Annotated in this window: 10 protein-coding genes; all 10 read left to right on the forward strand. The window is 66.3% G+C overall.

Translation table 11 applies throughout. The features are described from left to right. Positions 1-39 precede the first annotated feature (39 nt). The 10 genes from tssJ (at position 40) to QRN22_RS06355 (ending at position 14,900) form a co-directional block, all read left to right on the forward strand. Positions 40-507 (forward strand): type VI secretion system lipoprotein TssJ, encoded by a 468-nt coding sequence (gene tssJ, locus QRN22_RS06310; RefSeq protein ID WP_042553509.1) that lies wholly within the window; start codon positions 40-42, stop codon positions 505-507. Between the two features lie 14 nt (positions 508-521). Then, positions 522-1,856: a type VI secretion system baseplate subunit TssK gene (tssK, locus tag QRN22_RS06315; protein ID WP_042553508.1), complete on the forward strand. Its 1,335-nt coding sequence runs from the start codon at positions 522-524 to the stop codon at positions 1,854-1,856. 6 nt (positions 1,857-1,862) lie between these two features. Further along, complete coding sequence (locus tag QRN22_RS06320; RefSeq protein WP_042553507.1) at positions 1,863-3,212, forward strand: DotU family type VI secretion system protein; 1,350 nt, start codon at positions 1,863-1,865, stop codon at positions 3,210-3,212. Next, positions 3,209-6,727: a type VI secretion system membrane subunit TssM gene (gene tssM / locus QRN22_RS06325; RefSeq protein ID WP_285401828.1), complete on the forward strand. Its 3,519-nt coding sequence runs from the start codon at positions 3,209-3,211 to the stop codon at positions 6,725-6,727. The genes QRN22_RS06320 and tssM overlap by 4 nt, the downstream gene beginning before the upstream one ends. After that, positions 6,724-7,383 (forward strand): type VI secretion system-associated protein TagF, encoded by a 660-nt coding sequence (gene tagF / locus QRN22_RS06330; RefSeq protein ID WP_042552516.1) that lies wholly within the window; start codon positions 6,724-6,726, stop codon positions 7,381-7,383. Before tssM ends, tagF begins: the two co-directional genes overlap by 4 nt. Continuing rightward, positions 7,380-8,108, forward strand: coding sequence for a PP2C family protein-serine/threonine phosphatase (locus QRN22_RS06335; RefSeq protein WP_042552515.1), 729 nt, complete (start codon positions 7,380-7,382; stop codon positions 8,106-8,108). The genes tagF and QRN22_RS06335 overlap by 4 nt, the downstream gene beginning before the upstream one ends. Before the next feature lie 157 nt (positions 8,109-8,265). After that, the gene (locus QRN22_RS06340; RefSeq protein WP_042552514.1) at positions 8,266-11,295 is read left to right on the forward strand and encodes a serine/threonine-protein kinase; all 3,030 of its coding nucleotides are present in this window, start codon (positions 8,266-8,268) and stop codon (positions 11,293-11,295) included. Then, entirely contained in the window at positions 11,295-12,011 is a 717-nt protein-coding gene (locus tag QRN22_RS06345; RefSeq protein ID WP_042552513.1) for an ABC transporter ATP-binding protein, read from the forward strand. Before QRN22_RS06340 ends, QRN22_RS06345 begins: the two co-directional genes overlap by 1 nt. Beyond that, positions 12,011-13,207, forward strand: coding sequence for an FtsX-like permease family protein (locus tag QRN22_RS06350; RefSeq protein ID WP_042552512.1), 1,197 nt, complete (start codon positions 12,011-12,013; stop codon positions 13,205-13,207). Before QRN22_RS06345 ends, QRN22_RS06350 begins: the two co-directional genes overlap by 1 nt. Beyond that, positions 13,200-14,900 (forward strand): formylglycine-generating enzyme family protein, encoded by a 1,701-nt coding sequence (locus QRN22_RS06355; protein ID WP_042552511.1) that lies wholly within the window; start codon positions 13,200-13,202, stop codon positions 14,898-14,900. Before QRN22_RS06350 ends, QRN22_RS06355 begins: the two co-directional genes overlap by 8 nt. Positions 14,901-14,958: the final 58 nt, after the last annotated feature.

Here is a 14,958-nt window from a genome sequence, read left to right on the forward strand (position 1 = left end):
GCGCACTCGCGGGCCTGCTGCAATCATTGAGGAAGCGTTATGCCAAGGATTCTGACACTGCTGGTTTTCCTGTTGCTCGGCGCCTGCGCGTCCGGGCCGGAAAAGCCGGTACCCACCACCGTCGAGCTGCAGCTGCAGGCCAGCCGCGATCTCAACCCGGCGCTCGAAGGCGCCGCCGCGCCGGTATGGGTGCACGTCTACCAGTTGCGCAACGCCTCGACCTTTTCCCGTGCCGACTTCTTCTCGCTGGTCGATCGTGCCGACGCCACCCTGGCCGGCGAGCTGATCGAGCATGATCGTTTCGTGGTGCGTCCCGGCGAAAACCAGCGCAAGTCGCTGACCCTGGACGAGGCCACTCGCCACCTTGGCGTGGTCGTGGCCTATCGCGCCCTCGACCGTTCGATCTGGCGCCAGGTCATCGAAATTCCGGCCCATCAGGCAAGCGCCCTGCGCCTGCAGCTGGACGCCTATGCCATCAGCGCCACGCCGCTGACCCCTCTTGAGTGACTGGAGACCCGTTCATGTCCTGGAACAATCGTGTGGTTTGGTCGGAGGGGATGTTCCTGCGTCCGCAGCACTTCCAGCAGCAGGATCGCTATATCGAAACCCTGGTCGAGGGCCGCAACCATGCCTCGCAACCCGGTGCCTGGGGCTTTTCGCAATTGCTCATCGACAGCGCGCTGCTGACCCAGGGCAAGCTGGCGATTCTGTCCGCGCGGGGCCTGCTGCCCGATGGCACGCCGTTCAACATTCCCGAGAACGATGCGGCGCCGGCTCCGCTCAATATCGATGACAGCCTGCGTGACGGGGTGATCTACCTGGCCCTGCCGCTGCGCCGCGCCGGCTCGCGCGACACCGTGGAAAGCGGCGAGAGCCTGGGCTCGGCCCGCTATCAGAGCAGCGTGCACGAGGTCCGTGACGACAACGCCTCCCTCGAGAGCCGTGCGCCGGTGGCCATCGGCTCCCTGGCCCTGCGCCTGATCACCGAGCGTGACGGCCTCGACGAGCACGCGGCCATCGGTGTCGTGCGCGTGGTGGAAAAGCGCGAAGACCGCAGCCTGCTGCTGGACGATGGTTACATCCCGCCGCTGCTCGACGTCAGCGCCTCGCGGGCACTCTCGGCGTTTCGCAACGAACTGCTCGGCCTGCTGCATCAGCGTGGCGAGGCCCTGGCTGGTCGGGTGGTCGCCTCTGGTGCCGGTGGTGCGTCGGAAATCGCCGATTTCCTGCTGTTGCAACTGGTCAACCGCGCACAGCCGCTGGTGGCGCACCTGGCACGCATTACGCCGCTGCATCCGGAAGTGCTGTACCGCGAGCTGGTGGCGCTGGCCGGTGAGTTCGCCACTTTCACGGCCAGCGAACGGCGACCGGGTGAATACCCGGTCTATGAGCACGACGACCTGACCACCACGTTCGCGCCGGTGATGCTGGCGCTGCGTCAGGCGCTGTCGATGGTCATCGACAGCCGCGCGATCCCCATCCCCATCATCGAGAAATCCTACGGCGTACACGTGGCGATGCTGGCGGACAAGTCGTTGCTCGATTCCGCCAGCTTCATCCTGGTGGTCCGTGCGGACGTTCCGGGCGAGAGCCTGCGTGGGCACTTCCCGCAGCAGGCGAAGATCGGCTCCGTGGAGCACATCCGCGACCTGGTCAACCTGCAGTTGCCGGGCATCGGCCTGTTGCCCCTGCCGGTCGCACCACGGCAGTTGCCGTATCACGCCGGCTCCAATTATTTCGAACTGGATCGGGGCAGCGACCACTGGAAGCAGCTGATCCATTCCGGCGGTTTCGCTTTCCATATCGCTGGCCAGTTCCCTGGCCTGAACCTGGCCTTCTGGGCCATCCGAGGCTGACGCGCGATGACCATCGACGATCCATTTGGCGCCTTGCCCGGTCAGCCCGGCAAAGGACACGACCAGGCGGGCAACGACCGCACCATGATCATGCCGCGGCCAGGTGGCCGCGGCGCCGAGCCCTCGCGGCCGACCTCCGCCGGTTCGCCGCCGCCCGCCATGCCCAGTGCGCCGCCACTGGCCGCACGGGGGCTTGGCCTGAATCCCATCGAGGCCGCCGCCGGGCCGATGCTGGCGCTGCTTACCCGCTTGCGCAGCACCATCTCCCATCCCGCGCCGGCCAGCCTGCGAGCGCAACTGCTCGGCTACCTGCGCCAGTTCGAAGACAAGGCGCGAGCCGCCGGAGTCGCTCAGGATGAGGTGATGCTGGCGCGCTACGTGCTCTGCACCGCGCTGGACGAGGCGGTGCTCAGCACGCCTTGGGGCAGCGCCAGTGACTGGAGCAAGCAGAGCCTGCTGATCACCCTGCATAACGAGGCCTGGGGGGGCGAGAAGGTTTTCCAACTGCTCGACCATTGCCTGCAGAACCCCCGCCAGCGCCTGAACCTGATGGAGCTGCTGTACCTGTGCATCAGCCTCGGCATGGAAGGTCGTTACCGGGTCATGCAGGATGGCCGCAGCCAGCTCGACGCGCTGCGCGAGCGGGTCAGCGCGACCATTCGCAGCACGCGGGGCGAGATCGAACGCGAGTTGTCGCCGCACTGGCGCGGTCTGGTGGTCGCCCGTGACCGCCTGCGCCAGTTCCTGCCGCCGTGGGTGGCGGTCGCCATTGGCCTGGCGATCCTGCTGTTGCTGCTGTTCGGCTTGCGCATGAAACTGGCTGCCGAAGCCGAGCCGGTGTTTCGCAATCTGCACGCCCTTGGCGACGTGCCGGTGCAGACCATCGACCGTCCGGCCCAGCAGCCGCGCGTCGTCGAGCGTCCACGCCTGGCTGGCTTCCTGGCCGAAGAGATTCGCGCGCAGAAGGTCGCGGTGGAAGATGCCGTCGACCGTTCCGTGGTGACCATCCGCGGAGATCAGCTGTTCGCCTCCGGGAGTGCCTCGATCGCCGATGACTTCCAGCCGCTGCTGCTGCGCATCGCCGAAGCCGTTCGCAAGGTCAACGGCCAGGTGCTGGTGACCGGGCACAGCGACAACCAGCCCATCGCGACGCTGCGTTATCCGTCCAACTGGAAACTCTCTCAGGATCGCGCTCAGCAGGTGATGGACGTGCTGGCGGCCAAGACCGGCCAGCCTGAGCGCTTCCGTGCCGAGGGACGCAGCGACACCGAAGCCAAAGCTTCGAACGCTACGGCGGAGGGCCGCGCGCGTAACCGCCGGGTCGAAATCACAGTCTTTGCGGAGGGCGTCGAGTGAAGGCGTTTTTCGGTTTCATGGCCCGCTGGGTCATGCCGGTTTTGGGTTTGCTGGCGTTGAGCCTGGTGATCTGGTTCGTCGGTCCGCTGATCGCCATCGGCGGTTTCGAACCGCTGGCCAGCAGCACCGCGCGCTGGACCCTGATCATTTTGCTGTTCGCCCTGTGGGCGGCCTGGCGGGTGCTGCGCATTATCCAGGCGCGTCGCAATGCGGCCAGGGTCATGCAGGGCCTGGTGGACGTTGCACCGGACCCGACCAGCGTGGCCACCGCGGAAGAGCTGGCCACCCTGCGTCAGCGCATGGACGAAGCCCTGGGCCTGCTCAAGCGCGCCAAGCTGGGCGGCGGTGAGCGGCGCAACCTGTACGAGTTGCCGTGGTACGTGATCATCGGCCCGCCCGGTTCCGGCAAGACCACCGCGCTGGCCAACTCCGGGCTGCGATTCCCGCTGGCCGAGCAGATGGGCGGCGGCGCGGTACGCGGCGTCGGCGGCACGCGCAACTGCGACTGGTGGTTCGCCGACGAGGCCGTGCTGCTCGACACCGCCGGGCGTTACACCACTCAGGACAGCCATGCCGCAGTCGACAAGGCCGCCTGGCTGGGCTTCCTCGACCTGCTGAAAAAGCAGCGTTCGCGTCGGCCCATCGATGGTGCCTTCGTCGCCATCAGCCTGTCCGATCTGCTGCTCGGCAGCGAAAGCGAGCGGGCGGCGCACGCCGTGGCCATCCGCGCCCGTGTGCAGGAGTTGTATACCCAGCTCGGCGTGCGCTTTCCGGTGTACGTGATGCTGACCAAGCTGGACCTGGTGCCCGGCTTCATGGAGTTCTTCGACGGCCTGAGCAAGGAAGAGCGTGCTCAGGTCTGGGGCATGACCTTCAACCTCGACGATGGCAAGAGTGCCGAGGGCCCGCTGCAGGTATTTCGCAGCGAGTTCGATGCGCTGGAACTGCGCCTCAACGAGCGCCTGGTCGAGCGCCTGCAACAGGAGCGCGACCCTGCGCGGCGCGACCTGATCTATGGTTTCCCGCAGCAGTTCGCCGCGCTGCGTGAAGCGCTGGCCGGCTTCCTCGACGGCGTGTTCAAGCCCAACCCTTATGAAGAGCGCGTGCTGCTGCGCGGCGTCTACCTGACCAGCGGTACCCAGGAAGGCAGTCCGATCGACCGTCTGATCGGTGCCATGGCGCAGAGCATGAGCCTCGACCGTCAGCACCTGGCCCGTCAAACCGGTACCGGGCGCAGCTACTTCATCGAACGGCTGCTGCGTGACGTGGTGTTCGGCGAACGCGGCCTGGTCGGTGCCAACCCCAAGGTGGAGCGGCAGAAGCGCTGGCTGGCACGAGGCGTCATTGCAGCGAGCGTGATTCTGGTGCTCGGCACTGCGGCGGTATGGTTCGCCAGCTTCCGTGCCAACCAGGCCTACATCGCCGCCGTGGATGCCCGCGTGCAGCCGCTGCGTGGCGAGCTGCAGGCGCTCAGCCCGGCACAGCGCGACGTTCTGGCGGTGCAACCGCTGCTCAATGCCATCCGCAATGTCAGTGGCGATGCGCCGGGCTGGGCCGAGGGCTTTGGCCTCTACCAGGGCGACATGCTCGACAGCGAAGCGTCCAGCGTCTACCGCAAGCTGCTGATCGCGGTCATGGCGCCGCGGGTGCTGGCGCGGCTGGAAGAGCAATTGCGCACCGGGGGCAACTCGGACTTCCTTTACGAAGGCCTCAAGGCTTACCTGATGCTCGGCGAGTCCGAGCATTACGATGCCGACTTCATCAAGGCCTGGATCGCCCTCGACTGGGATCGCAGCCTGCCGCGGGATCTGCTGCCGGAGCAGCGCGAGGCACTGAATCAGCATCTGGCCGCATTGTATGACCGTCAGCCACCGGTGGTGCGCCTCGACGAGAATCTGGTCGAGGACGTGCGTCGGCGTCTGCAGCGGCTGTCCGTGGCGCAGCGCGCCTATGACCGGGTCAAGCGCCAGAAGCTGCCCGAGGGCATCGCGGACTTCCGTCTCAGCGATGCCGCCGGCCGTGATGCCGCGCTGGTGTTCACCCGCAAGAGTGGCAAGCCGCTCAACGAGCCGCTCAGCGGCTTCTATACCCAGCGTGGCTACCGTGAGGCCTTCCTGGTCGGCAGCGTCAGCCAGGCCGGTACCCTGGCCGAGGAGCAGTGGGTCCTCGGTCGCAGCCTGGACGATGGACAGGATGCCGCCGCCCTGGCGTTGGAGGTCCGGCGTCTTTACGTGCAGGACTACATGGCTCAATGGGATGCGCTGCTCGCCGATATCGACTTCGTGCCGGTGACCAGCGTGGCCCAGGCGGCGGACGTGCTGCGCGTGCTGTCGGGGCCGGCGTCGCCGCTGAAGAAGCTGCTTCAGGCGGTCGCCAAGGAAACCGATCTGCAGAAGGAGGAACGTCTGGTCGCCGAGAAGCTCAAGGCGCGTGGTGACGATACCGTCGACCGCCTCAAGCAGCAGCTCGGTTCCCTGGTAGGCCAGTCGGAGGAGGGTGTGGTCAATGCCCTGGCCAGCGAAATGGACCCGATCACCGCGCACTTCGCCGAACTCAACGGTCTGGTCGAAGACACAGACGGCCAGACGCCAGCCATCGATGCCCTGCTGCAGGACCTCAACGCACTCTATGTGCAGGTCAGCGCCATGAGTGGCGCCAGTGGCGAGGCACTGCTGGGCGAGTCGCGCAACCAGACCACGGCCGCTGCCGATCAGGTGCGCCTGAGTGCCGAGCGTCAGCCACCGCTGGTACAGGGGTTCCTCAAGTCGGTGGTCGGCTCGACCACCGGCACCATGATGGGCGGCATCCGCAACCAGTTGAATGCCGCCTGGATGAGCGAGGTGGTGTCGGTGTACCGCCAGTCCCTGGCCGGGCGTTACCCGCTGGACCGTGGCAGCAGCCGTGATGCGACCCTGGACGATTTCGGTCATTTCTTCGGCCAGGGCGGGGTGCTCGACAGCTACTTCCGCAAGTACCTGCAACCTTATGTGGATACCTCGGCAAGCACCTGGCGCTGGCAGCCCGGCGCTGCGCAGAAGCTCGGCATCGGCAGCGGCGTGCTGCAGACCTTCCAGCGTGCAGCGAGCATTCGCGAGGCGTTCTTCCGTTCCGGTGGTACCCAGCCGATGGTGCGCTTCGAGCTGAGGCCGGTGGCGATGGACTCCAGCATCGAGCAGTTCCAGCTTGACCTCGATGGCCAGCAGTTCAGTTACGACCACGGCCCGGCCAGGCCGGTCGCCATGCAGTGGCCGAGCAGCAACGGCACCGGGGTGGTACGTCTGAACATTTCGCCGGCCTCGGTCACCGGGCGTTCGGGGATCACCCTGGAGGGGCCCTGGGCCTGGTTCCGACTGCTCGATCAGTCGGATCTCGCCCAGGGGAATTCACCCGATCGATTCACCCTGCGCATGCGCGTCGACAACGCCAGCATTTCCAGCGAGCTGCGGGCCAGCAGTGCGTTCAATCCATTCCGCCGCCAGGTCTTCAGCGGTTTCACCCTGCCGGAGCGTCTGTGAGTAACCCGGGTTTCTACGGCAAGCTGGCCGTACGTGGCGATTTCATTCATCGCGGTCTTGCGCCGGGCTTCATCGAAGCCTGGGACAACTGGTTGACGGCTGGCCTCACCGCCAGTCGGCAGACCCTGGGCGAAGCCTGGCTGGATGCCTATCTGGTCAGCCCGCTCTGGCGCTTCGCGATCGCGCCGGGCCTGCTTGGCCAGGAAGCCGTTTGCGGGGTGATGATGCCCAGCGTCGACCGCGTCGGTCGTTACTTTCCCCTGACCATCGCCCTGCCGCTGCCGGCACAGACCGATATCGGCCACCTGCTCAGCGACAGCGACGACTGGTTCGAGCGTGCCGAGGCGCTGTTGCTCTCGACCCTGGAAGCCGATGCCGATGCCGATGCCTTCGAGCGCGGCGTAGGCACCCTTGGCAGTCCGCTGCTGGCGATCGGCAGCGCCCAGCGCCAGGATGCCAGCGGGGCGGCGATCTGGGCCGTGGATAATCCGCGAGCGCGAGGCCTGGCCCTGATGCAGCACGCCTGCAGCGGCGCCAGCCTGTGGTGGGGGCGCGGTTCCGAGCGTGTCGCGCCCGGCCTGGTGCGGTTCGCCGGCTTGCCCCCGGCCGAGGCGTTCTGTCGCCTGCTCAGCGAGTCCGCAGGAGGCGAGGCATGAGTCCGTCAAGCGTTACCCAATACCACTCGTCCAGCCATACCCACGTCGGCATGGTGCGCACGATCAACGAAGATGCCTGCCTGGATGCCCCGGACAACGGCCTGTGGGCTGTCGCCGACGGCATGGGCGGGCACGCCAGCGGTGATTACGTCAGCAGCCTGATCATCGACAGTCTGCGTGCGTTGCCGCCCAGCGCCGTCCTGAGCACCTATGAAGGGGCGCTGATCGACACCCTCGATCACGTCAATCAGCAGGTGCGCATCGAGGCCGAGAAGCGTGGTGGGGCGACCATGGGCAGCACCGTGGTGGTGCTTGCCGCGCGGGGTGCCGAAGCGCTGTGCCTGTGGGCCGGGGACAGCCGCCTGTATCGGCTGCGCAACGGTGACCTGAAACCGATCAGCCGGGATCACAGCTACGTTCAGGAACTGGTCGACAGCGGCCTGCTCGACGAAGAGGCGGCGCGCAGCCACCCCATGGGCAATATCGTCACCCGTGCCCTGGGCGTGCAGGATGACCTGCAGTTGGAAAGCGCACGCCTGGACGTGCGACCGGGCGACACCTTTCTGCTCTGCAGCGATGGCCTGAACAAGACGGTCGAGGATTACGAATTGCGCGAGGTGCTGGGGCACGAGGATCCGTACCAGATGGTGCGCAGCCTGGTACACCTTGGCTTGACCCGAGGCGCTCCGGATAATATTACCGCCGTGGTGATCAAGGCCGCCTGACGGGCTGGTGAAGACCTTGGCGAAGCAGGTGGTTTTCACCGGCTGGCCAGGCAGCCCGTCGAAATGCTCGATGGGCGCCCGCTGCACACTGATCTGCCAAACATTCAAATAGCTGCCGCGCCCGAGTCTCTCGGGGTGGCCTCGGAAGACCGATAGCATGGACATGCAAATACCGGGTTACGACATCGAACGCGAGCTGGGCGATGGTGCGATGGCCGTGGTCTACCTGGCTACACAGCGTTCCCTCGACCGCAAGGTCGCGCTGAAGATCATGGCGGCCTCGCTGGCCGCGGACCCGACCTTCTGCGAGCGCTTCCTGCGCGAGGGCAAGACCCTGGCGCGGCTGTCGCATCCGAATACCGTGACCATCCACGACATCGGCAATGTCGGTAGCCTCTACTACATGGCCATGGAATACCTGCCCAACGGTACCCTCAAGGAGCGCATCAGCGCGGGCCTGAGCATCGATCAGGGGCTGGTGTGGATTCGCCAGATCGCCTCGGCCCTTGGTTACGCTCATGCCCAGGGCATGGTTCACCGTGACGTCAAACCGGCCAACATCCTGTTTCGCGCTGACGGTACGGCGGTGCTCAGCGACTTCGGGATCGCCAAGGCGCTGGACGACCGTACCCAGTTCACCCAGGCCGGTTTCGCCGTCGGTACGCCCAGCTACATGAGCCCGGAACAGGCCCGTGGTCTGGATATCGATGGCCGTGCCGATCTCTACGCCCTCGGCGTGGTGCTGTACGAAATACTCACCGGCAAGCTGCCTTACATCGGCAGCGATTCGCTGTCCACGGCCCTGGCGCATCTGACCGAGCCGTTGCCCGCGCTGCCCATGGTGCATGGCCGCTACCAGCCGATTCTCGAACGCCTGCTGGCCAAGGATCCCAACGAGCGATTCGCCGATGCGGCGCAGTTGATTGCCGCGCTCGATCGCCTGCAGGTGCCAGCCGCTGCCACCGACGATGCCACCCTGTTCCAGCCGCTGGTGTTGCCACCCGTCGCCGAGGTCAAGGGCGATACCAGCGTGCCGCCGCTGGCAGCGGTTTCCGTGGACATACCGACCCATGCACCGGCGGCGGATACCGCCGTGCCGCCACCGCGCCCGCAGCCCTCGCCGTTGGCATCGTCGGTACGTGAAGGCAACGCGGGCTCCAGCAGGAAGCCGCTGATTCTCGGCGCTTCCCTGGCTGGCGTGCTGTTGCTGGCCGGTTGTGGTTACTGGCTGTTCGGCTCCGACAGCGCGCCGCCAGCCTCGCCGCCGGTAGCCGGCGAGCCCGCTCAGCCCCTGGCCCCGCCAAGTGGCGAGGCTGGCCCGCTCTCGGCGGTGGCGGACAGCGATGGTGGTGATCGCCCGCTGCTCATGCCAGGCAAGAAAACCCTGTTCCAGCGCGTGCTGAGCAAACCCGGCGCCAAGCTGGTCGAGACGGCGGGTGCCAGCAGCGGCAAGGACATGCCGGCGTTTTCGGTGTTCTATGTGTATGCCCGGCAGGACATCGACGGCCAGCCGTGGCTGCAGATCGGTGCCTCCAGCGACGGCCGCCGCGATGGCTGGCTGCCCGCCACGGCGGTGAGCGACTGGAAGCAGAGCCTGGTGCTCAAGTTCACCGAGCGCTCCGGTCGTGCCCCGGTGATGTTCGTGCGCGACGCCTCGGCTCTGGAGCAACTGCTGGCCGAGCCGGCCCGCGCTCGCGAGGCATTGCGTGAAGCGCTGAAGGGTACCGGCCACAATGTGGTGGCGGTGGAGCCGGGTGGCAGTGCGGTACCGCAGGACCAGTTCTACCTGCTGCCGATCTTCGACTCGGAAGAAACCTTCGACGCCAACGGCCAGCCGATGCAACTGCTCAACGTCGCCTCCATCGACCCCGGCAACGCCCCGCAGAACCAGGGTGAAAGCGCGCCAGTGGCAGGCCCGGAGGGGTTCAGAACGGCCATCGTGCTGGTGGTCGACACCTCGGTGTCGATGCAGCCCTATATCGACCGGGTACGCGACGTCGTCCACGAACTACAGGGCCAGATCGCCAGCCGTGGCGATCTGGACAGCGTCAGCTTCGGCATGGTCGGTTTCCGCAGCAATACCGCCAAGACGCCGGGCCTGGAGTACACCGCCAAGACCCTGGTATCCCTGGAGCAGGGGCGTGATCCCGAGCGTTTTCTGCAGTTGGCGCAGCAGATCAAGGCCACCGACGTGTCCAGTCATGACTTCAACGAGGACGCCTTCGCTGGCGTCATGCAGGCCGTCGATGACATGGACTGGAATGGCTATGGCGGCCGCCTGATCCTGCTGGTCAGCGATGCCGGGGCGTTGCGCAAGAGCGATCCGCTAGGGCTGACCAAGATGAACGAGGCGGAAGTGCGCGAGGCGGCACTGCGCAAGCAGATCAAGATCTATGCCCTGCACCTGAAGACCGCCACCGGCAAGCGCAATCACGGCTTTGCCGAGCAGCAGTACCGCAGCCTCACCGCCGACCCCAACCCGCGCATCGGCGACCTGTACGTTCCGGTGGCCGGCGGTGACGTGAACGCCTTCGGCAACAGCGTGACGGAAATCGGCAGCGCCTTCGCCGATCTGGTGCATCAGGTGCGCACCGACAACAGCCTGCCCGAACCCAAGGGCGGTGCCAGCATCGCCGACAAGTCCGCGGCGGTCGGCTACGCCATGCACATGGACTTCCTCGGTCACCAGGCCGAGGCGCGGGCGCCCCAGGTGGTCACTGCGTGGACCAGCGATCGTGACATCACCGATCCTGCCTTGCCGGCCTTCCAGGTCTGCGTGCTGCTGACCAAGCTGCAGCTCAACGACCTGCAGCAGTCGCTGCGCATGGTGGTCGATGCGGCGCGGCGCACGCAGAGCTCGCCGAAGGACTTCTTCCAGGAGATCGCCAGCGCCAGTGCCCATATGAGTCGCGATCCGTCGGCCATGGTCAAGGGCGGCAACCTGGCCCAGAGCGGCGTGCTGGGTGAGTACCTGGATGGTTTGCCCTATCGCAGCAAGGTGCTGAACATGAGCCAGGATCTGTGGTTGTCGCTCAGCGTGGCCGAGCAGGAGGATTTCATCGACGAGCTGGATTCGAAGATCCAGCTCTACGAGACCTTCCACAACGACACCGCCAACTGGGTGCGTTTCGGCGATGCGGCTCCGGGAGACGCGCTGTATCGCGTGCCCCTGTCGACCCTGCCCTGATGCTCACCCTTGGCGCGATCAGCAAGACCCGTGGGAGCGAAGGGCAGCGCTATTGCCTGGAAATTCCCGCTCTGAGGTTGCGCGCCGGACAGCGGATCGCCCTGATCGGCCCCAGCGGCAGTGGCAAGAGCACGGTGCTCGATCTGCTGGCGCTGGCCTTGTCGCCTGACTCGGGCGGCAGTCTGCGCTGGGACGACAGCGTGCAGTCTCTCGACCTCGCCGAGCTGTGGCGTCTTGGCCGGCATGACGAGCTGGCAAAGCTGCGCGCTCGCGCCTTCGGCTACGTGCTGCAGACCGGCGGGCTGCTCGGCTTTCTGAATGTACGCGGCAATATTCAGCTACCCCGCGAACTGCTGGGGCTGCCAATGGACGGTGCGGTCGAGCAACTGGCCGAGCAACTGGGCATTGCCGATCTGCTCGACCGGCAGCCCGGACGGCTTTCCGTCGGTCAACGGCAGCGCGTCAGTATCGCCCGCGCCCTGGCTCATCGTCCCGCCATCGTATTGGCCGACGAACCGACCGCATCGCTCGACCCGCTGAACGCCGAGCGGGTGATGCACCTGCTGGTCGAGCAGGCGGCGGTGCGTGACCTGTGTCTGGTGATCTCCACCCACGACGAAGCGCTGGCCGTGCGCTACGGGCTGACACCCATGCGCCTGACGGTGGAGCAGCGCAGTGACGGCCTGGTGGCTGCACGGCTGGGGGAGGCGGGCTGATGCGCCTGGCCCTGTTCGCGCGTCTGGCCTGGCAGGATTATCGCTGCGATGCGCGCCTGTCCTGGTGCGCGATCCTCGCCCTGGCGGCCGTCATCGCACCCTTGCTGGTGCTGTTCGGCCTCAAGTTCGGCCTGGTGACGACGCTCACCGAGCGCCTGGAGCGCGACCCCGGCGTGCGCGAGGTCATTCCGCTCGGCGGTGCCCGCTACAGCCTGCAGGCCATCGAGGCGCTGGCCCGGCGTGACGACGTGGCCTTCGTGATTCCGCGAACCCGGCAGATCGCCGCTACCGCCGAACTGCAGGGCGCGGGGCAGGCCATCACCGTGGAAATGCTGCCGACTGCAGTCGGCGATCCGCTGCTCGGCGCCTTGCCTGCGCCGGCCAGCAGGGACGCCGTGCTGCTCAGCCAGAGCGCGGCGGAGAAACTCGGCGTCACGGCGGGGGACACCCTCGAGGCAGGCTTCGGGCGTACCGTGCAGGGCGCGCCGCAATACGCGCGTGCCCGCCTGCAGGTGCAGGCGGTACTGCCGCTGGCAGCATTCTCGCGCGACGCACTGTTCGCCGCATTGCCGCTGCTGGAGGCGGTGGAGGATTATCGTGATGGCCTGGCGGTCGCCGATTTCGGCTGGCCGGGAGCGCAGGCCACGGCGCGGTCGGAGCGGGTTTACCCCGGCTTTCGCCTGTATGCCCGTGATCTCGATGGTGTGGAAAGCCTGCGCCTGCATTTCCAGCAGGCGCGGCAGGCCGTGGTGACCCAGGCCGAAGCGGTGGCTCAGGTCCGCACCCTGAGCCGCAACCTGGCGTGGATTTTCTGGTCGGTGGCCTGTCTGTCCCTGGCCGGAGCCTTCGCCGCACTCACCGCCAGTACCCTGGGCGCAGTGGAGCGCAAGCGTCATGAATTGGCGGTACTGCGTCTGCTGGGTTTTCCGGCGGCAGCTCTGGTCGCCTTCGTGGTCCTGCAGGCGCTGTACACCGGGATTGCCAGCCTGCTGCTGTCGGCGCTGTTGTACGGCATCGCGGCGAGCGGCCTGAATCTGCTGTTCCAGTCGGCGTCCGGCGAATATGCTTGCCGACTGTTGTTCTCTCATTACCTGCTGGCGGCACTGGCAACGCTGCTGTGCTGCATGCTCGCGGCGGCCGCCGGTGGCTGGCGGGCGGCCTACCTGGAAGCCTCGGAAGGATTGCGTCATGTATAAGGTGCTGAGTGCCGCGCTGGTTCTATGCTGTTTCACCGGTGTCGCCCGGGCCGAGGCGGATGCCGACCCGCTCTACAATCCCAAGCCGTTGAAGGGTGACGTCAGTCTGCCGCTGCCCTGCGAGGGGCAGATGGTCTTCCGGCATGTCTACGTGCTTGCCAAGGGCTCGCTGGACGACCGTGAGGTGACCCTCGGCTACCCCTTCAGCGAAGGTGAACCGGGCTATCAGCAGTCGTTCATCTCGGGCTACCGACGCGACTACATCAATGGTCAGTTCACCCTCGGCGACCTCTCCAAGGACTGGCAGGCCCACGTCCGCGGTGAGCTGCCCAAGGCCGACGGGGTGACGCCGCTCAAGCCGATGCTGTACTTCATCGGCAAGTACGAAGTGACCCAGCGCCAGTACGATCTGGTCATGGCCCAGGCCCCGGCGCTGGCCGGAGAGGGCGAGGCGCCGGCTTGCGAGGCGCCGTCCGGAATGGCGGGTCGGCTGCCCAAGGTCAATCTGTCGCGATTCGACGCCGAGCGTTTCGCGGCGGTCTACAGCGCCTGGTTGCTCAAGCATCATCGTGACCTGCTACCGGTCAGTGGTCGTAGCGGTAATCGCGAAGACGGTGGCCAGGGCTTCGTGCGTCTGCCGACCGAAGTGGAGTGGGAATACGCGGCCCGAGGCGGTCATGCGGTCAGCCGCCAGCAACTCGAGGCGCGTCTGTTTCCACGCCCGGTGGAGGGCAGCGACAGCGACGGGCCGCTTGGCGACTGGGCGGTGTTCAATCAGGTATCCGGCGGTACCGGGCAGAACGCGCGGCTATTGCCCATCGGCCTGAAGAAGCCCAACCCGGTCGGCCTGTTCGACGTGGTCGGCAACGCTGCGGAGATGGTCCAGGAGTCGTTCCAGCTGGTGCACGCGGGGCGCCGCCAGGGCACCTACGGCGGCTTCGTGGTCAAGGGCGGCAACTACCTGGAAGGGGAAATGACCCTGTTCACCGGCATGCGCCGCGAGTACCCGCTATTCGCTGCCGACGGTACCGAGCAGCGCAACGAAACCACCGGCTTCCGTGTTTCCATCGGTGCCTTGTCGGCACCGCGTTCGCGTTACAAGGAACTGTTTGCGCAATGGAAGGACGAAGGACGAGTGAGTACGCTCACCGACGAGATCGACGAAGAACAGGACGCCACCAAACTACTCGATGGCCTGATCGCCAACAGCGACGATCCGCAACTGCGTGATCGCCTGGCGATCGTCAACGAGGAGCTCAAGCGCAGCGTGTCGCTGATCGCCAAGCAGCGCGAGGATGCGGCAGGCAACCTGATCCAGTCGGCGGCGCTGGTGGCCGAGACGATCAACAACTACAACATTCGCCTGACCAATTTACGCAAGAGCCGTGACGAAGCTCGCAGTGCCAAGGATGAAGCCTCGGCGAAACTGTTCGAGGCGGCGATGGCCAATGGTCGCAGTGCGCTGGACGGTGCGCTGGCGATCTACATCGACAACCTGGACAACGGCACGCGTTACAGCAATGCGGTCATCCAGGCGCAGTTCCAGCGCACCAAGGAGGAGCTGGCGCGCAAGCCGGTACTGGGTAAAAGTCTGGTGAATCGGGCTACGCTGTTCGTGCGACATGTCGGTGAATACCGCAAGAACCGCAAGGCCGACGCCGAAGTGATTCTGAAACAGCTGCTGGCGCCCTGATAGCGGCAGCAGCACTGCAACGATGGATGCCGGGCATCGGCGGTTGACCGAGCCGGCT

The organism is Pseudomonas sp. MEJ086, from assembly GCF_030209025.1.
Lineage (GTDB): Bacteria > Pseudomonadota > Gammaproteobacteria > Pseudomonadales > Pseudomonadaceae > Aquipseudomonas > Aquipseudomonas fulva_A.

Excerpts from the sequence above, each read along its gene's own strand:
- tssK (WP_042553508.1), top strand. The coding sequence starts at position 522 with ATGTCCTGGAACAATCGTGTGGTTTGGTCGGAGGGGATGTTCCTGCGT.
- tssJ (WP_042553509.1), top strand. The coding sequence starts at position 40 with ATGCCAAGGATTCTGACACTGCTGGTTTTCCTGTTGCTCGGCGCCTGC.
- QRN22_RS06320 (WP_042553507.1), top strand. The coding sequence starts at position 1,863 with ATGACCATCGACGATCCATTTGGCGCCTTGCCCGGTCAGCCCGGCAAA.
- QRN22_RS06345 (WP_042552513.1), top strand. The coding sequence starts at position 11,295 with ATGCTCACCCTTGGCGCGATCAGCAAGACCCGTGGGAGCGAAGGGCAG.
- QRN22_RS06350 (WP_042552512.1), top strand. The coding sequence starts at position 12,011 with ATGCGCCTGGCCCTGTTCGCGCGTCTGGCCTGGCAGGATTATCGCTGC.
- QRN22_RS06340 (WP_042552514.1), top strand. The coding sequence starts at position 8,266 with ATGGACATGCAAATACCGGGTTACGACATCGAACGCGAGCTGGGCGAT.
- QRN22_RS06335 (WP_042552515.1), top strand. The coding sequence starts at position 7,380 with ATGAGTCCGTCAAGCGTTACCCAATACCACTCGTCCAGCCATACCCAC.
- QRN22_RS06355 (WP_042552511.1), top strand. The coding sequence starts at position 13,200 with ATGTATAAGGTGCTGAGTGCCGCGCTGGTTCTATGCTGTTTCACCGGT.